We start from the raw sequence: 18999 nt of genomic DNA on the forward strand, positions 1-18999 counted from the left end.
CCGGACCGATTTGTCAATCGGTAAATTAAGGCTCTCCGAAGACCCGATACAAAAACTCGGCGCCCATCTTTACGCCTGCACCCGAGGGGCTATACTATCTTTTATTTCAACACCAGTACACCGAATCCATCCATTGTGAAAGTTCCGGAGATCGTAGCCCCTGTTAGTAAATCTGTTTTTTGATCTTTTAATTTAATCATAGCCGGCTCTTCGCTGTAATTAAGCAGGAAGGTCAGACTAGTCGATTTCCCCTCACGAATTTGCAACTCCACTTCACGGGGGAGTTCCAGCCAATCCGCAGCAGGGGATCTTAGTTTCAGCAAATTGCTTAATTTGAGGGCAGCCTCTTCATTGAACACTGCGCCGTAATACCACACTTCTCCTTTGCCGCGGACATTTCTCGTGATTGCTGGCTTGCCTGCGTAGTAGTCGGAGGCATAGGTTGCAATAACCTCGGCGCTTTCATCCTCGATATGAAGAATTTCATTAAAAGAATCGGCTTCGGTTAGATCTTGGGGATCTTGTCCCCAATTCATAAAGGTAGTTGCACGGGTACCCTTGATCCTTGTAAATTCTTCTATCGTAATTCCACAAAGTTCTCTCGCTGCTCCAGGAAAGGGGCGAATATAGCAGTGTCCACGTTTGTCTTTGTACCCTGTACGGCAGCCAAATACAAGCTTCCCGCCTTGCTGCACATACATATCCAAAAGTCTTGCGGTTTCATCCGACAAAATAGCCGGGTGCGGGTAGATCAGCACCTCGTAACGCGACAGCTCGGATAGGGTTGTATGATCCCGGAGGTAAAAGACGTCATTCGGGATGTGCTGATGAGTTAGCGCCTTGAACCATTCCTTATTGCTCTGCCATGAACGGACCATGCCATACATCATATTCTCCGTCCCATTCGTTATCATAATCGCGCAGGATGGCTACGGTTGCCTGGGGGCGTGTTCCGATTATCTCTTTGCCTGACGAGGCTAACTCTTGTCCGATCTGTATGGCTTCTCTAACCCGCCGGTTCGGCTGGTTATGGTAATCATTGATTCCATGCCAGTAGATCTCATGGCCCATTGTTGCTGTTCGCCAACGGAAGTAGAGGATCATGTCCGCGCCGTGAGCTACCGATTGGTAAGTCCATAACCGCATCTGCCCGGGCTTTGGTGAAGGCATATCCATACGATTCACCCAACCTCCGGGACCGGATTGTTGCTCCATGATACAGAAGTTAGGGCTGATGGAACGTACCGTAGAGAGTGACAGACTCCAGCCTCGGTCACCTATCGGATTTTTTTCAGATGGGTTGGTTGATAGGCTGGAAAATTGCGGATAAGAATCATAGCTGTAGAAATCCAACAGCTTGTCAGTCATCTCATGATTGTCTAAATGACCGAACAAACCGTTTGTTGTTATCCACTGCTTCGGCGCTTTATTCCGAATGATATCCGCTTGGACCTTGGCAAAGGAGATCGTATTGTCGGAGATAAATCTAATTTCATCCAGAGCCTGATGCGGATTGGGCTGTTTGGGTACAGGGGTTGGGCGCGGCAAATGGAGCTGGGACCAGCTATTGTAGGTTTGATTCCAGAAAACAGTCCCCCAAGCCTCATTCAGCTTCTCAAGTGTGCCGTATTTGTGTTGCAGCCATTCGCGGAAAGCCTGGTGGTCACTTTCGGAATAAAATACATTCGTCTCACAGTTCAGCTCGTTGTCAATCTGCCAGCCGACCACTCCATGGTAATTGGCATAATGCTCGGTAAGGCGAGTGACAATTCGGGCGCACAACTCAAGGTATTTGGGGCTGCTGTAATTATAATGACGGCGCATTCCGTGCTGAAGCGTGACGCCATCGTAACTTACATTCAGCACTTCAGGATAACGCTCCGTTAGCCAGGCAGGGGGCGTAGCCGTTGGTGTTCCAAGGACCACCTTAAGTCCATGACTGTACGCCAGATCAATCGCGCGGTCAAATAGACCAAACTGATAGTCTCCTTCTTCCGGCTCGAATATGGACCAGGCAAATTCCCCCATACGAACAATTGTGAAGCCCGTCTCCGCCATACGTCGGAAATCTTCATCCCACATTTTCTCCGGCCATTGCTCCGGGTAATAACATACGCCGAGTTCGAACCGATCTACTGCAACTGGTGTTTTCATAGTAACCTCCAAGTGTAAAAATATGCTTTATCCAAACCGCAAATCTATTGTATGATCAGCTACACATGGATTCATATAACATAATCTTGCTATAATGTGACTATATTGCGTGGTTGATTTCGCTAGCGAAAGGAAGGACAATCTGATTGAAGAAGCAATGGGTATTGCCGTCGCCTGCCTTTGCTCATTACGTATGCTATCCGGAATTTCTGGGTCATTACAGCCAGTTTCCGGAGCATGCCGAGCGTAGAAGCGAGGGGGTGCTTAACAGCTATAATCTTCATTTGGTGTTTCATGGCGAAGGGTATGTTTTCCATGAAGGGGAACGTATTCCGATGGGCCCGGGGAGGGGGTTTCTTTTTCCCAGAGGAGCTTATCAGCAATATGGTTGCGATCCCTCCCATCCTTGGGATGTGCGCTGGATACACTTTGACACCGCCATTTCATTACCACTGCTGGAGGAAGCGGATCAGTCGCGTGGTTATTTCTTTACCTTTGACCCGGGTACTGGGCTCGAAACGGTATTCAATGAACTGTTCATGCTCAGTGAGGCTTTTGAGACGCGAAACGAGCCCCGAGTTTCCGCATTATTGTATGAAATCCTAATTACATTGCTGCAAAATTCCGAACCGCTACATGGCTCGGTGCCGCTCGAAACCAGGCATTCCATCCGCAGCGCGGCGGATATCATTCATAACGAGTGTCAGCGTCCATGGACATTAGAGAGCATGTCAAGGCTTGCCGGCTACAGCAATTACCATTTTTTACGATTGTTCCGAAAAATAATGGGAAAGACACCGAATCGCTACTTGAGCGAATGCCGCTTGGCCAGGGCAAAATTGTTGCTGGTTTCATCCGATTTAACCGTGGCTCAAATCGCTTCGCACAGTGGATTTCAACAATCCAGCTACTTTATTAAAGTATTCAAACAAATGGAAGGCATGCCGCCAAACCAGTATCGACGGATGTTTAGATCGTAAAACATCAGGTTGTTCAGCCGCGCTAATCCGTAAAGTAAGGCTCGCCTAAGACCTGGTATAGGAAGGTGCGCAGCTCGATCCCTTCTTCCTCGCTCAGGTTGAAAATATGCTCAAGGTAACCTTCCTCCTCCAGGTCGTCGGTGCCAAGTATGGCCGTACGGCCGTTTTGCATATCGGTGACCAGCTTTTTGCCGTAAAAACGGTTGGTGGTCGTGACCGCCAGGTCAAATCGCTTCAGCGAACCGCCGATAAAGGTAACGAATCGGGTCGAGGTGCTTTCGGTGCTGTCGGACAGAAAATCAAGTTCTTGATGGTGATCGCTCATTCGGTATGCCTCCTTAGATGAGAATATCTTTAGCTATTATACCGGAAAACGGGAAGCGATGGGACAATGAAAAAAACCGCATTGACAGCATGATTAAACATGGTATTATTAGGGATAACAGGTTACGTTTGGGGGAAGCACCTCTTTTGCGAATGTTCGCGAAAGAGGTGCTTTTTGCGTGTGCGCTTCATTTGCGAAACTCCTTCGTAGCTGAAATTTTAAGGAGGCGAATGGTTGATGCGGATCGTATTCTTGAACAGTCTGGAGAAGAAGGACAGCGGCACCATGATACGGGGAGCCCAGGTATGGATCGGGGAGGAGGAAGGCGTATGGCGGATGGGCTGGAACGAGCTGACCGCCGACGGCCAGCGGGAGGATCTGTGGTACGAAGGGGCCTCATGGTCGGAGATGCTACATATCTACCGTCATCGATTGGCGGCCAAGCTGGGCGAGGGGTTTCGCCCCGTGATGGAAGGCATTTGGGATGAGAAGGAAGCGTTAACCGGGCGCGGCATGGCCGCGCAGAAGCTGTTTTGCTACAGTGAATTAAACGGTAACGAGCCGGTGTACAACGAATTGACGGCATGGCGCCGGAAGAAAGCGTCAGCGGAGCGCAAGGCGCCGTACTTGATCGCCAGCAATCGGCTGCTGCGGATGATCAGCGTATTTTTGCCGCAATCGGCGGACGAGTTGCTGCAGTTGCCTGGCGTCGGGGAGAATAAAGCCGGCGAATACGGCGCCGAACTGCTGGAAATCACGAAGGTCGCGGAACGGAGAAGGGGGTTCCCGCTGGATTGGGTCGAGCAGGAAATCGACGACGAGGTGTTCCGCTCCTGGCTGTACAAGCAGAAGGAGGTCAAATACCGGGCGGAGATGGAGAAATTCAGCGTCCGCCGGGCCGTGCTGGAGGCGCTGGCCGAAGGGCTCAAGGTGGAGGATATTTGCTCGCGGACGGGCATTGAGCGGCGGGATGCGGTCGAGCTGCTGGAGAACCTGGAGAAGGAAGGCTACAACACCGACGACTTGGTGAGCGCGGAACTGGAGGCCATGCCCGAAGCCGAGCAGCAGGCCGTTTGGCAGGCTTACGAGGAGCTGGGGGACGCGCTCCTGAAGCCGATCCTGCACAAGGTGTACGGGACCGAAGCCGCCGAAGGCGGCAGCCTCGATACGCTGTACGAGCGGCTGCGCCTGATCCGCATCCGGTACCGACGCCAGCGCGAGAGTGCCCGGCACGCGGGATAAGCCCGGCGGCCACTGCAACTGCCAACAACGGGGGCAACTGCAGTGGCAGGGACGGCAGTGGTAGCGATGGCAACAGCAGAAACGGTAGTGACGGCATCTGCAACAGTGGCTGTAGCTGCAGCTGTGGTAGCGATAGCGGGAATAGCAACTGTAAGCAACAACGGCAAAGGTCGCAACATTAGAAACTGTGGGTAGCAATATCAGTAACTGCAGTAGCAATATCAGAAACTGCAGGTCGCAATATCAGTAACTGCAGTAGTAATATCAGCAACTGCAGGTAGTAATATCAGTAACTGCAGTAGCAATATCAGCAACTTGGGGTAGCAATGACAGTAACTGCAGTAGCAACATCAGCAACGGCTAGCAAAGGCCCACAACATCAGCGATGGCCGCAATTGCGATTGCAGCAACATTGTGACCGCAACGCCAACAACTGCGTGAGGTACTACAGGAGGCGTGAATCCTCCGACGGTCGAATGAACTGCAAAAGTGCAGCTCATTCGACCCGATAAGGCCGCAAAAATGCAAATGAACTGCAAAAGTGCAGTTCATTTGGGGGCGATTTTGGGAAAACTCCAAATTTGGCCGAAATTAACTGCATTTTTGCAGCTGATGGCCACGATTTGAGAATTTTACGGCAAAATAACTGCACTTTTGCAGTTCACACACTTTTATCTATCTGCACAAGGCCAACGCGGATGCTTAACAGCCCGCGCTGGCCTAACAATTTAGGTGCGGCGAGAAGGGGCCCCGCGTTCCGGCGGCATCTGAGGCATCCGCGCGGCATCCCCGCATCCGTCGTCTGCAGGGCATCCCGTCACCCGCAGTATCTGCAACCTTCGGGGCATCCCGTCACCCGCAGTATCTGCAACCTTCGGGCATCCTGTCACCCGAAGTATCTGCAACCTTCGGGCATCCCGTCACACGCAGTATCTGTAGCCTCCGTGACATCCCGTCACCGCAGTATCTGCGGCATCCGGGACGTCACGTCACCCGCAACATCTTCGGCATCCGCGGGGCATCCACGTCATCCCGTTATCGCGCCACACGCCGCTTTCTTTATATCCAATCTCTCTTCCGGAAGATGAAATACATGCCGAGACCCAGCACGCCCATGATGCCAAGGACGATAAAGTAGCCGTACCGCGAGTGCAGCTCCGGCATATTATCAAAGTTCATCCCGTAGATGCCGGTGATCAACGTCAGCGGGATGAAAATCGTCGTAATCGCGGTGAACACGCGCATGATTTCGTTGGCGCGATTGGCGATGGCGGCCTGGTAGGCCTCGCGCAAGTTGCCGACGAGCTCGCGGAACGTGTCGAAGTTCTCGGAGATCTTCACGGCGTTTTCGTAAATATCGCTGAAGTATTTTTGCAGCTGATCGTCGATCAGGCGGAGGTCTTTTTTGTTCAGGATGTTGATGACTTCCTTCTGCGGCCCGAGCACCTTCTTCAGCCACAGGATTTCGCTTCGCAGCCCGATGATTTCGTTCAGGTGCGAACGTTTCGTATGCATCAGGATATCTTCTTCCAGCTTCTCGATCTTCACTTCGATCCGGTCGCCGACGGTGAAATAGTTATCGACCACCAAGTCGACCAACAGGTACAGGAACCGGTCGGGTTCGCTGACCTCCTGCTCCCACAGGATCGGTTTCACGGCGCGCAGCTCGTTGATTTTCTGTTTAGTAACCGTAATGATATAATGCCGTCCCAAAAAAATGTTCAAAGCGCGTAGAAAAATTTCCTCATCATCATAGCGAATGCTGTTAACGACGATAAAGTAATGATTGTCGTAGGTTTCGATCTTCGGGCGCTGCTCCTCTTCGCTCAAGCAGTCCTCTACGGCCAAATCATGCAGCGAAAACAAGGGCTGCAGCAGGGCGAGGTCATCGACGTCGGCATCGATCCAATAGAAGCCTTCTTCCGGAGCGGTGGTTGTCAGTTCCACGTCCTCTACGGGGGTAAATACGCCGGCTTGGACATGACGGATTTTCATAAGTTTTCACTCCCTTTCCCCAAGCCTTCCGGCCTGGGATGCTCTTGGTTGAAGCATAGGAAAGGGACCAACCGTCGGCTCGCCCGGAACGTTCAAAAAGGCGTTTATGCAAACACCGGGAAACGAAAGTGCCCTAAGCGTTCCGCAGGCACCCAGCGGGTCGGTTTCCTATGCAATTGGTTTTCCTGGGTGGTCCTCTGCGGACTCGGGTCGCCTTCCATTCTCGGTTTCACCTCGCTATTTTTAGGTTGCATGAACATTCGTTTAACCTAAGGCCCGTCTTGGCCCAAAGGCACTTGTCTAGTATAACGCCAGCGAATGAAATGTTTCAACCCAAAAGTATTCTATGTGAGCCGGTGCGAAGCGGTCATGAACGCTGTGTGATTTTTCTCGCAGGTTCTTGACGGAAGGCCGCCCGATCCTTTAAAGTGAATGTCAGGGAGCAGGCGCGATGCCCAGGCCCTCAACATAACTAAATATAGCGAAATCTTATCAAGAGCAGGTGGAGGGACTAGCCCGATGATACCCGGCAACCGGCGATTCTTCGTAATCGCAGCGGTGCTAATTCTTGCAGAACCGTCAGCTTCGAACGCGGGGCGGCTTCTGAGAGATGAGAGAGGCGCATACCGGATACGTAATGACCTTTCTCCCCGTGAGAGAGGTCATTCTGCATAAATGGCCCCTCGAACGGATGATTTGATGATGAAGCTAAATAAAAGGAGTGAAACCCCATGCCGATTAAAGTACCGGATCATTTGCCGGCCAAGGATGTCCTGACTAGCGAGAATATCTTTGTCATGGACGAAAGCCGGGCGTACCACCAGGACATCCGCCCACTTCGGATCGCGATTCTCAACCTGATGCCCACGAAGGAAACCACGGAATCGCAAATTTTGCGATTGCTTGGGAATACGCCGCTCCAGGTGGAGATCGTCCTGCTTCATCCCAGCACCCACACCTCGAAAAATACGTCCGCAGAGCATCTGGAGATGTTCTACAAAACGTTCGACGAGATCCGTAACCGCCGCTTTGACGGCATGATCGTCACCGGAGCGCCGGTGGAACAGCTGGAATTCGAAGAAGTGAATTACTGGGAGGAGCTGCAGGAAATCTTCGAGTGGTCCACAACCCATGTCACTTCGACCATGCATATCTGTTGGGCCTCGCAGGCCGGCTTGTATTACCACTACGGCGTTCGCAAAATTCCGCTCGCAAAAAAATGCTTCGGCGTCTTCTCCCACACGGTAAACGATCCGAAGGTGAAGCTGCTGCGGGGGTTCGACGAAGTGTTCCAGGTGCCGCATTCCAGGCATACCGACGTGGAGCGCTCGGACATCGAGCAGGTGCCGGAGCTGCAAATCCTGGCGGAATCGGACGAAGCCGGAATCTATCTGGTTGCCACCCGCGACGGCAAACAGATTTTCGTGAGCGGGCATTCGGAGTACGATCCGGAATCGCTCAAATGGGAATATGACCGCGACGTCGCCAAAGGCATGGAGATCGAACTGCCGGTGAACTATTATCCGAATGACGATCCGACCCAAGCCCCGCGTTCTTCATGGCGTGCCCATGCTAACTTATTATTTTCCAATTGGCTAAACTACTATGTGTATCAAGAAACGCCGTACGATATCGATCAAACGGCCGATTTTGTATATGAGATCTAACGTGGAGGGATTGCAGGTGGGGGAGCAGAACAAGGAATGGCGCATTGAGAGCAGGCTGGCGCAAATCGGCTCGATGGAGGAGCCGGTCACGGGTGCAGTGAATTACCCGATATATCAAGCAACAGCGTTTCGTCACCCGCGCCTGGGGCAGAGCACGGGGTTTGACTACGCCCGCACGAAGAGCCCGACCCGCAAAGTGCTGGAAGACGCGGCAGCCGCTCTGGAGTCCGGGGATGCCGGGTTTGCCTGTAGCTCCGGAATGGCTGCGCTGCAGACGGTGTTCACGTTGTTTTCGCAAGGGGATCATCTGATCGTGTCTTTGGATTTATACGGGGGAACTTACCGTTTGCTGGAGCGGATCATGTCCAAGTATGGCGTAACCGCTTCTTATGTGGATACCAACGACCTGGACGCTCTGGAGCAAACACGCCGGTCCAACACGAAAGCCGTCATCATTGAAACGCCGACCAATCCGCTGATGATGATCACCGACCTTGAGGCGGTATCGGCTTGGGCGCATGCCCATGGGCTGCTGACGATCGTCGACAATACGCTGATGACGCCGTATTTCCAGCGGCCGATCGAGCTTGGCGCGGATATCGTCGTGCACAGCGCGACGAAATACTTGGGCGGCCATAACGATGTCTTGGCCGGACTGATCGTCACCAAAGGCGAGGAGTTGTCGCAGGAAATGGGCATCCTGCACAACTCGATTGGTGCGGTGCTTAGCCCGTCCGATTCCTACCAGTTGATGCGCGGGATGAAGACGTTGGCACTGCGGATGGAGCGACACGAGAGCAATGCGCTGGCCATCGCCAGATTCCTGCAGTCGCATCCGCAGGTGGCGGAAGTGTTTCACCCGGGATTGGAGGATCACCCGGGGTACGCCACGCAGCGGAAGCAGTCGAGCGGCAACACGGGGATCTTCTCCTTTAAAGTTACGGATGCCCGTTACGTGGAGCCGGTGCTGCGCCATCTGAACCTGATCGCGTTCGCCGAAAGCCTCGGCGGGGTAGAGTCGCTGATGACGTATCCGGCGGTGCAGACGCATGCGGACATTCCCGAGGAGATTCGCAATGCGGTGGGGGTGGATGACCGCTTGCTGCGGTTCTCCGTCGGTATCGAGCATGTCGATGATTTGATTGCCGACTTGGGCGGAGCGCTGGAAGCGGCACGGCAGGAAGTCGAAGGGGGACAAGGCGCATGAGCGGACAGGAGAAACGGGAAAACAAATTCGAAACAAAGCTGATCCATTTCGGCAGTGAGGTGGACAAAGCGACGGGCGCATCCAGTGTACCGATTTATCAGGCGTCGACGTTCCACCACCACGATATTTACAACCCGCCGCAGCATGATTACAGCCGTTCCGGGAACCCCACACGGCAGGCGCTTGAGAATTACATTGCCGTGTTGGAAGGCGGGGTGCAAGGATTTGCGTACGCCAGCGGGATGGCGGCGATCTCGAGCACCTTGATGCTGCTCTCGGCCGGCGACCACCTCATTGTGACCGAAGACGTGTACGGCGGTACATACCGGCTGCTGTCGACGATTTTGAGCCGGATGAACATCGACACAACGTTCGTGGACATGACGCAGCCGGAGCAGGTCAAGGCGGCTCTGAAGGCCAACACGAAAGCGGTATATATGGAGACGCCGTCCAATCCTACGCTCAAAATTACCGACATCGCGGACATTTCCGCCTGGGCGCGGGAGAAGGGGCTGCTCAGCATCGTGGACAATACGTTCATGACGCCGTACTACCAGCGTCCGATCGAGCTTGGGACGGATATCGTCCTGCATAGCGCGACCAAATTCCTCGGCGGGCATAGCGACGTACTCGCCGGCTTGGCAGTAGCCCGAACGGACGAATTGGTCCGTCAGTTGAAATACGTGCAGAACGGGTTGGGCACCGTCCTGGGCGCGCAGGATTCGTGGCTCTTGATGCGCGGCATGAAAACGCTGGGCGCCCGGATGGCGCACAGCGAAGTGAGCGCCCGCAAGCTGGCCGATTGGCTGAGCCGCCGCGGCGATATCGACGCCGTCTACTATCCCGGCCTGCCGGATCACCCCGGCCGCGAGGTACAGGAGAAGCAGTCGACCGGCTACGGCGCGGTCGTCTCCTTTGACGTCGGCTCGGGCGAGCGGGCCAAGCGCCTGCTGAACCGGGTGAAGCTGCCGCTGGTGGCGGTCAGCCTGGGCGCCGTCGAGAGCATTCTCTCCTACCCGGCGATGATGTCGCATGCTTCGATGCCGCCGGAGGTCCGCGCCGAGCGGGGCATTACCGACGGACTGCTGCGTTTCTCCGTCGGGCTTGAGGATATCGACGATTTGCTCGCCGACTTGGATGAGGCGTTACGGAACAGTTAATCATCGGAATCGGGATAATTTGGAGGGTGTCCCATACGTCATCTACGTTGACGTATGGGACACCCTTAACTATGCTTACCAATGGATGATGAATATTTCTGAACATTTTTGAATGAAATTGATTGATTTTAGTGAAATATGTGTTATGATAAAAACGGTTGGAGGTATTATATGCTGACGGAAGAACGTTACAATTTGATATTACAGCGCTTACATGAGCGAGGAATCGTGAAGCTGCAGGAACTTGTAGATCTAATAGGAGCTTCTGAATCCACGATTCGCCGAGACTTGGTGGATTTGGAGAGCAGGCATTTGCTCAAACGGATTCACGGCGGAGCCAGCTTGCCCGGTGAGAGAAGCAAAGAGCTGGGCATGGAGGAGAAAACGTTCAAAAACGTTCAGGAAAAGGAGGTTATTGCCCGTTTGGCTGCGGCGCAGCTGCGGGAAGGGGAATGTATTTACCTGGATGCGGGGACGACCACTTTGGCAATGATCTTCTATATTGAAGCTAAAGACATCACCGTCGTGACGAACGGTTTGTCACACGTAGAAGCGCTGGTAAGCAAACAGATTCGCAGTTACTTAATCGGCGGAATGATGAAAACGCATACGAAAGCGGTCATCGGCAGCATCGCGCTCCAGAACCTGGACAACTTCCGGTTTGACAAATGTTTTCTGGGAGCCAATGGAGTGGACCCGGCCATGGGTTACACGACGCCGGATCCTGAAGAGGCCCTGATTAAACGGAGGGCCCACGAATTGTCCGGTCAATCTTTTGTGCTTGCCGATACCAGCAAACTCGGGGAAGTGACCTTTGCCAAGCTTTTTGATCTGGAACAAGCCGTGCTGATCACCGACAGAATGCCGGAACGATGGCGTACCTCCATCACGCAGAAAACGAAAGTAATTGCGGAGTAACTATGATATAAAGCTGGGGGATAAGTTATGAAAATTACGGACCTGATGATTAAAGAAACGATGATTATGGATTTGAAGGCAGCTACTAAAGAAGCGGCGATCGACGAACTGATTGGCAGTCTGGTCGCCAACGGACGGATTAACGATCGGGTCTTGTTCAAAGAAAAGATTCTGAAGCGGGAAGCGGAAGCAAGCACCGGAATCGGCGGAGGCATTGCGATGCCCCACGCCAAAACGAAGGCGGTTAACGAGGCGACGATTGTTTTTGCCAAAAGTGCCAAAGGCGTCGATTACGATACGCTGGATGGAGAGCCGGCCACCCTCTTCTTCATGATTGCGGTTCCCGAGGGAACGGGCAATGTTCATCTGCAAACTCTGGCTTCTCTTTCCAAGCTGCTGCTTGACGAAGGTTTCATGGAACGGTTGCAGACGGCTTCAATGCCCGAAGAGGTTGTTGCTTTATTTGATGAGAAACAGCAGGAGGAGAACAAGGCAAAGGAAGCGCAACAGCCAGATCTGAAGGCAACCGATGGGCCAAACCAACAACCCGGAGCGGAGCGGACCGTTGCCCAATCCGGGGACTTTGTAGTCGCGGTTACAGCTTGCCCGACAGGCATCGCCCATACCTATATGGCCGAAGACGCGCTGAAGAAAAAAGCAGCCGAGTTGGGCGTTGAAATACGCATCGAAACCAATGGTTCAGAAGGAGCCAAAAATGTGCTTACCGCGGATGAAATCCGCCGCGCCAAAGGCGTCATTCTTGCCGCCGACAAGCAGGTGGAGATGAGCCGCTTCGACGGCAAGCCGCTGCTGCAAAGACCGGTAAGCGACGGTATTCGCAAACCTCAGGAGCTGATTGAGAAAGCGGTCCGGGGAGACGCTCCGGTTTATCGAGCCTCTGGTGTCAAAGCGGAGGCTGGCAGCTTTTCAGAAGGAGGAAAGACCAAAATCGGTAGCAAAATCTACAAGGATTTGATGAATGGTATTTCCCATATGCTTCCATTTGTTGTTGGAGGCGGCATCCTGATCGCCATCTCCTTCCTATTTGAACAGGTAGGCGGAGCAGATAACCCGATTTACAAGCTGCTGATGACGATTGGCGGCGACGGGGCGTTCCATTTCCTGATTCCGATTTTGGCTGGTTTCATCGCGATGAGCATCGGCGACCGTCCGGCATTAATGCCTGGGATGGTTGGCGGTCTGATGGCCGTAAATTCCAATTCCGGTTTTCTCGGCGGTTTGGCAGCCGGTTTCCTGGCCGGTTATATCGTTATTGGCCTGCGAAAATGTTTTGCCGGTCTGCCCAAAACGTTTGACGGTTTGAAGCCGATTTTGCTGTATCCGGTCGCAGGACTTCTGATTACGGGCGTTATCATGTATTACCTCTTTGATCCTGTCTTCAGCACGATCAATGACTGGGTGGTTTCGGGACTAAACAATCTGGGCACAGGCAATGCGATGCTGCTGGGGCTGGTCCTTGGGGGTATGATGTCCATCGACATGGGAGGTCCTTTCAACAAAGCGGCTTATACCTTTGCCATCGGCGTGTTTGCTTCAAGCGGCAACACTAACGGTACCCTGATGGCCGCCGTTATGGCCGGCGGGATGGTTCCTCCGCTTGCGATTGCTCTTGCCACAACGCTATTTAAACGGAAATTTACCGAAGATGAACGGAAATCCGGCATTACGAACTATGTGCTTGGGTTATCCTTTATTACGGAGGGGGCGATTCCGTTCGCGGCCGCAGACCCGCTGCGCGTGCTTACCTCTTGTATCTTGGGCTCGGCGGTAGCTGGCGGTTTGACCCAACTCTGGCATATCAACATCCCGGCTCCGCACGGCGGCATATTTGTAGCGGCATTGGCGAATCACGCCTTGCTGTTCCTCCTCGCGGTAGTGATAGGGGCGGTATTATCGGGTCTTGTTTTGGGACTCTGGAAGAAAACGCTTGAACCTAAGCGGAACGGGGCTTTGTAAGTGAAGGCAGCGAAATAGGCAATAACCAATGAGAGGGTGCCAAGCAAAGGGAAAGAGCACTGCCGATGATCCGGTAGTGCTTTTTGTTTTAGCAATAAGTGTGGAGGTGCAGTTAAATTAGCAGAATCCGCCATTTTTCAGGGATTAGTTGTCTGTATGCAGTTATTTTCGTCGATAATCGCGGAATACAGCGGATTGAGCGAATTTAGATGCATTTTTGCAACTAATGAGTCTGATTTGCCGGAATCGTGTGAAATAACTGCATAGGTGCAACTATTTCAATAACTTCTCCAAGAGATGAAGGGTCACCAGATTTTGGCCAGCGGGTAACGATTCCGCGCAATCCGGTCCAGACAGAACATGCTTCTTCATTGTTCTTTGGACGGTCGCGCAGATTTGACGGGCCGTAATTTGTGCGGGATCCGCCGCACTCGTTTCCTGCATCCTGATCGTCGCAAGGATCAGCCTCTCTTTAGTATCGTCGATACTCTTCGTTCCCCGCCGCTTTGTCAATCCGCGAAAGGCTGAAGCGGCAATCGCATTCCGAACAGGCTCCGAACAGGGTGCTGTTTTTCTGAACGTATTGTGTTACGATTAAATTATCATTTTAAATTTTCAGCAATCCCAGGTTTCCATTTATAGGTTTAAGGAGGCAGTGATCATGACTGCAATCGACGATATATTAAACAAGGCGCTGCAAGGCGGACGCCTGGATCTGGAAGACACGGTTCGGCTGTTCGAATCCGACGAGGTCGAGAAGATCGGCCATACCGCCAACATCCTGATGGAACGCAAGCATCCCGAACCCATCACGACGTTCGTGATCGGACGGAACATCAACTATACGAACGTATGTGACGTCTATTGCCGGTTTTGCGCATTTTACCGACGGCCGGGTTCCGAGGAAGGATATGTGCTTGCGGACGAGTTGATTTTTCAGAAAATCCAGGAAACGATTGATGTTGGCGGCACGGAGATCCTGATGCAAGGCGGCACCAACCCCAATTTGCCATTCAGCTATTATACGGACTTACTTAAAGCGATCAAGCAGCGGTTTCCGGACATCACGATGCACTCCTTCTCCCCTGCGGAAATTATGAAAATGAAAGAAGTTTCGGACGGCCTTTCGCTGGAGGAAGTGGTACGCGCCATTCACGAGGCGGGCCTTGATTCGCTGCCGGGCGGCGGAGCCGAGATCCTGGACGACCGGACACGCCGGAAAATCAGCCGGCTGAAGGGCTCCTGGAGAGACTGGATGGACGTCATGCAAACCGCGCATAAAATCGGCATGAACACGACGGCTACGATGGTCATCGGGTTCGGCGAGTCGATGGAGGAACGGGCGCTGCATTTGCTGCGCGTCCGCGAAGCACAGGATGAATGCATTCAAAACGGCTATCCGTCGGAAGGATTCCTGGCTTTCATTCCATGGACGTTCCAGCCGGATAACACGAATCTGAAAGCGGAACGCCAAACGCCGGAATCTTATTTGAAAACGGTAGCGATCAGTCGGATCGTATTGGATAACATCAAGAACCTGCAATCCTCCTGGGTGACGATGGGACCGGAAGTCGGCAGGTTGTCTTTGCAATTCGGCTGCAACGACTTCGGCAGCACCATGATCGAGGAGAACGTCGTATCGTCCGCCGGCGCGACGCATAAAGTCAATATCGAGTCGATCTTGTCGATCATCCGCTCGGCAGGGAAAATCCCGGCCCAGCGCAATACGAAATACGAAATTTTGCGTGTCTTCGACGAAGAAACGACGGTCGAACGCGATTTTGTTATGCAGAACTAACGCTTTCCTGCTGGAAATTTACTGACAGATCTGCCTTTCATTCCATGAACCGTTCCCGTATATCCGTTTCCTTCCCGCCATATACTTGGAGAAGGAAGCGGAAGGGGGCCAGGTTCATGGATTTTTTTACCGTACGCGTCAATTGCGGTTCCGCCGAATCGGAGGAACGGTTCAGAAGCATGATGCAGGATGCCTTAAGCAGCTTACATAACCGTGGGGTTCAGCTTAGGGTTCAAGCGGCCGACGGCGGTGTGCTGGAGGCTGTGGTAAGCGGCCGGACGGAGACGGACGGCGGGCAAGACAACCCGGAACGACTGATCGACCTTTTATCGCTGGGAATTGCGGAATATATCGTAAGTGTAAAAGAAGAAGAGCTCGCCGGACGAGTTATGAAACGGGACTACAGCTTCGAATCCCGAGATGAAGCGCTGCAAGTCAAACAAATGGTCGACCGCATGCTCACGGAAGGCACCGAAGCCGGCGGCTCGCGCGAAGAGCGCAAATCGTTGGTTCAAGAAGCGCTGCGCGAGTATTTGCAGGCATCCTCCGAGCTGCATTTGGATGGCTTCGCCACGTTTCGCCTAAAGGCATACGAGGACAAGCTGCGGGATATCGTGGATTTTGCCGTGGATGAGTTTTTGCTTGACAAGCAGTATGAGGAGTTTATCGGGCTGCTGCAGTATTTCGTATATTTTCAGGAGCCCTTGACGCCGCTGGTTCATTTGATGCATAAGCACGGCCACGAATTCGCTATCTTGAACGAGCAGTTTACGCCGGTTCACGTCCCGGCTTCCGGCGGGGTCGTGGCCCGGATTGCCGATCAGGAAATGCAGATGGAGGACGTGATCGTCAGCACGCTGATTTCCTTGTCCCCGGATCGGATCCTGATTCATACGCAGGACCCGGATGCGCAGGTCATTGAGACCCTCTCGCGCATTTTCGGAGATCGCGTGGAACTGTGTTTGCTGTGTCCGCATTGCAAGCCGTTCCATCAGGAGTTTCGCCGCCTTGATCAAGGCAGATAAGCTTTAGGGTTTAAGTTTAAGGGTTTCTTGACGAGCCGAAAAGTTAGCATTATAATAACTTGCAAGTTTATTTTATTAAATCGAAGTTCAATAGCGTTGACAAAGACATGAGCCAGAAGTCTTGAACAGTACAGAGAGAGGGAACTTGGCTGGAATTCCCTTCGGTTTCGCTTTTGGTTTACCCCTTTGTAGCTGTATTCCCGAACCCGCGATAAAGTAAGGAATACCGGTTCATTGCCGTTATCGAATGCCGAATTGAGGGCCGTATCCGCTATACGCACCAGTATTGCGTTTGAATGGCCGAATGAGGGTGGAACCACGGGTAACTAACGCTCGTCCCTTTCCGGGGACGGGCGTTTTTTGATTTGTCCGCTCCGGTAAATTCAACAATCATTTATTGCAGGGAGGAAAACAAGGTGGCAGTATCGGTTATTTTGCCGGACGGTTCGGTTCGGGAGTATGCGGAAGGCAGCAGTTTGGAGGATGTGGCCGCTTCGATCAGCAGCGGCTTGCGCAAAAATGCGCTGGCCGGGAAGATCAACGGCGTGGCAGTTGATTTGAACGCGAAGCTGGTGGACGGCGCCAAGGTGGAGATCATTACGGGGGATTCCCGGGACGGCCTGGATATCATGCGTCACAGCAGCGCGCATTTGATGGCCCAGGCGGTGAAACGCCTGTTCGGCAACAAGGAAGTGAAGCTGGGGATCGGTCCGGTGATCGAAGACGGCTTCTACTACGATATGGATTTGGAGCATCCGCTCAATCCGGAGGATTTGCAAAAAATCGAAAAAGAAATGGAGCGCATCATCGGCGAAAACCTGCCGATTACCCGCCGGGAAGTGAGCCGCGAGGAAGCGGTGGCGATCTTTACGGAACTGGGCGATCCGTATAAACTGGAGCTGATTCGCGATCTGCCGGAGGGCAGCGTCATTTCGATTTACGATCAAGGCGAATTTTTCGATCTGTGCCGCGGGCCGCATGTGCCTTCCACCGGCAAGATCAAAGTATTCAAGCTGCTGAGCGTGGCCGGCGCGTACTGGCGCGGCAACAGCGACAACAAAATGCTGCAGCGCATTTACGGCACCGCTTTTATGAAAAAAGCGGACCTCGACGAGCATCTGCGCCTGTTGGAGGAAGCGAAGAAGCGCGACCACCGCAAGCTGGGCAAAGAATTGAATATTTTTACGTTCAATAATTTGGTAGGGCAAGGCCTGCCGATCTGGCTGCCGAAAGGGGCGACGGTCCGCCGCACGCTGGAGCGCTATATCGTCGATATCGAGGAGCGCCTCGGTTATCAGCACGTGTATACGCCGGTGCTCGGAAACGTCGATCTCTACAAAACTTCGGGACACTGGGATCACTACCAGGACGATATTTTCCCGAAAATGGCCATCGATACCGAAGAATTTATTCTTCGCCCGATGAATTGCCCGCACCATATGATGGTGTACAAGAGCGATATGCGCAGCTATCGGGATTTGCCGATCCGGATCGCGGAGCTCGGGATGCAGCATCGTTACGAGATGTCCGGCGCGCTTACCGGCTTGCACCGGGTTCGCTCGATGACGCTGAATGACGCGCATATTTTCTGCCGTCTGGATCAAATCAAGGATGAGTTCTCGCGGGTGCTCGATCTGATCAAACAGGTGTATAACGATTTTGGGATCCATGAATACCGTTTCCGGTTGTCCTATCGCGATCCGCAGGATACGGAGAAATACTTCCAGGATGATGAAATGTGGAACACGGCGCAGCGCATGCTCCGCGAGGTGGTAGAGGAAGCGGGTCTGCCGTTCTTCGAAGCGGAAGGCGAAGCGGCGTTCTACGGTCCGAAGCTCGACGTGCAGATCAAAACCGCGCTGGGCAAAGAAGAAACGCTGTCGACCGTGCAAATCGACTTCCTGCTGCCGGAACGCTTCGAGCTGGAATACGTCGGCGACGACGGCGCCAAACACCGTCCGGTCGTGCTGCACCGCGGGATCCTCGGCACGATGGAACGGTTCACCGCCTTCCTGCTCGAAAACTTTGCAGGGAACTTGCCGCTGTGGCTGGCGCCGGTTCAGGCGAAGGTGATTCCGGTCTCCGGCAACTTCGATGCTTATGCGCGTCAGGTGGAAGACAAGCTGCGCGCCGCCGGCATTCGCGCCGAATGCGATCTGCGCAACGAGAAGCTTGGCTATAAAATTCGCGAGGCTCAACTGGAGAAGCTGCCGTACATGTTCGTCGTCGGCGAAAGCGAGCAAAGCGCAGGCACCGTCTCCGTCCGCAAGCGCGGCGAAGGCGACCTTGGCGCCAAACCGGTAGATGAAGTGGTCGCTCAACTGCAGGAAGAGATTCGCAACCACGTGATTTAGTCCGCGGGAGGTTGCCGCCGAATCGGGACTCGCATCGGACGGTATGGGGAAATGTTGTAGTTCGTGCAATATTTTGCACGTGGGCGAGGGAATTGAGGCTGGAATGTTGCATTTCGTGCAGCATTTTAGCCTCTTTTGGCGTAAGGTCCCCAAGAATGTTGCACTTTTTGCAGCATTTGGGGCTTGGGCGGGAGAAG

General features: G+C 53.2%; 14 protein-coding genes and 1 riboswitch. Of the genes, 10 read left to right on the forward strand and 4 right to left on the reverse strand.

All coding sequences use genetic code 11. The features are described from left to right. Positions 1–101: 101 nt before the first annotated feature. Together ACZF99_RS07065 and ACZF99_RS07070 are read right to left on the reverse strand one after the other, a co-directional pair. A complete protein-coding gene (locus ACZF99_RS07065) occupies positions 102–878 on the reverse strand; it encodes a beta-galactosidase trimerization domain-containing protein (protein ID WP_483610292.1) in 777 nt (258 codons plus the stop codon). After that, complete coding sequence (locus tag ACZF99_RS07070) at positions 853–2154, reverse strand: beta-galactosidase (protein ID WP_483610294.1); 1302 nt, start codon at positions 2152–2154, stop codon at positions 853–855. Before ACZF99_RS07070 ends, ACZF99_RS07065 begins: the two co-directional genes overlap by 26 nt. A 146-nt stretch (positions 2155–2300) precedes the next feature. Between ACZF99_RS07070 and ACZF99_RS07075 the strand changes: the two genes are divergently transcribed. Next, the gene (locus ACZF99_RS07075) at positions 2301–3134 is read left to right on the forward strand and encodes a helix-turn-helix transcriptional regulator (protein ID WP_178021962.1); all 834 of its coding nucleotides are present in this window, start codon (positions 2301–2303) and stop codon (positions 3132–3134) included. 22 nt (positions 3135–3156) lie between these two features. On the opposite strand, the gene ACZF99_RS07080 is transcribed toward ACZF99_RS07075, so the two are convergent. Next, positions 3157–3459 (reverse strand): DUF3055 domain-containing protein, encoded by a 303-nt coding sequence (locus ACZF99_RS07080; RefSeq protein WP_178021963.1) that lies wholly within the window; start codon positions 3457–3459, stop codon positions 3157–3159. Between the two features lie 237 nt (positions 3460–3696). Between ACZF99_RS07080 and ACZF99_RS07085 the strand changes: the two genes are divergently transcribed. Beyond that, positions 3697–4701, forward strand: coding sequence for an HRDC domain-containing protein (locus ACZF99_RS07085; protein ID WP_483610296.1), 1005 nt, complete (start codon positions 3697–3699; stop codon positions 4699–4701). A gap of 1059 nt (positions 4702–5760) precedes the next feature. Here ACZF99_RS07085 and corA read toward each other — a convergent pair. Continuing rightward, positions 5761–6696 (reverse strand): magnesium/cobalt transporter CorA, encoded by a 936-nt coding sequence (gene corA, locus ACZF99_RS07090; RefSeq protein ID WP_483610297.1) that lies wholly within the window; start codon positions 6694–6696, stop codon positions 5761–5763. 486 nt (positions 6697–7182) lie between these two features. Then, positions 7183–7313: riboswitch (SAM riboswitch) on the forward strand. Positions 7314–7427: 114 nt separating this feature from the next. On the opposite strand from corA, the gene metA reads away from it, so the two are divergent. The 8 genes from metA to thrS all read left to right on the forward strand — a co-directional run bounded on the left by metA (position 7428) and on the right by thrS (position 18802). Beyond that, positions 7428–8363, forward strand: a complete 936-nt coding sequence (metA, locus tag ACZF99_RS07095) for a homoserine O-acetyltransferase MetA (RefSeq protein WP_483610299.1) — start codon at positions 7428–7430, stop codon at positions 8361–8363. Then, entirely contained in the window at positions 8353–9570 is a 1218-nt protein-coding gene (locus ACZF99_RS07100; RefSeq protein ID WP_483610301.1) for an aminotransferase class I/II-fold pyridoxal phosphate-dependent enzyme, read from the forward strand. Before metA ends, ACZF99_RS07100 begins: the two co-directional genes overlap by 11 nt. Next, positions 9567–10730, forward strand: coding sequence for a trans-sulfuration enzyme family protein (locus ACZF99_RS07105; RefSeq protein ID WP_483610303.1), 1164 nt, complete (start codon positions 9567–9569; stop codon positions 10728–10730). Before ACZF99_RS07100 ends, ACZF99_RS07105 begins: the two co-directional genes overlap by 4 nt. A gap of 171 nt (positions 10731–10901) precedes the next feature. Then, positions 10902–11648, forward strand: coding sequence for a DeoR/GlpR family DNA-binding transcription regulator (locus tag ACZF99_RS07110; RefSeq protein ID WP_483610305.1), 747 nt, complete (start codon positions 10902–10904; stop codon positions 11646–11648). Between the two features lie 27 nt (positions 11649–11675). Next, positions 11676–13625: a PTS fructose transporter subunit IIABC gene (locus ACZF99_RS07115; RefSeq protein WP_483610307.1), complete on the forward strand. Its 1950-nt coding sequence runs from the start codon at positions 11676–11678 to the stop codon at positions 13623–13625. 661 nt (positions 13626–14286) lie between these two features. Next, entirely contained in the window at positions 14287–15423 is a 1137-nt protein-coding gene (gene mqnC / locus ACZF99_RS07120; protein ID WP_483610309.1) for a cyclic dehypoxanthinyl futalosine synthase, read from the forward strand. 116 nt (positions 15424–15539) lie between these two features. Beyond that, on the forward strand, positions 15540–16448 hold the full coding sequence (locus ACZF99_RS07125) for a putative sporulation protein YtxC (protein WP_483610311.1): 909 nt from the start codon (positions 15540–15542) through the stop codon (positions 16446–16448). 416 nt (positions 16449–16864) lie between these two features. Beyond that, positions 16865–18802, forward strand: a complete 1938-nt coding sequence (gene thrS, locus ACZF99_RS07130; RefSeq protein WP_483610312.1) for a threonine--tRNA ligase — start codon at positions 16865–16867, stop codon at positions 18800–18802. The last annotated feature ends 197 nt before the right edge of the window (positions 18803–18999 follow it).

This window comes from Paenibacillus sp. JL3B1040 (genome assembly GCF_057063165.1).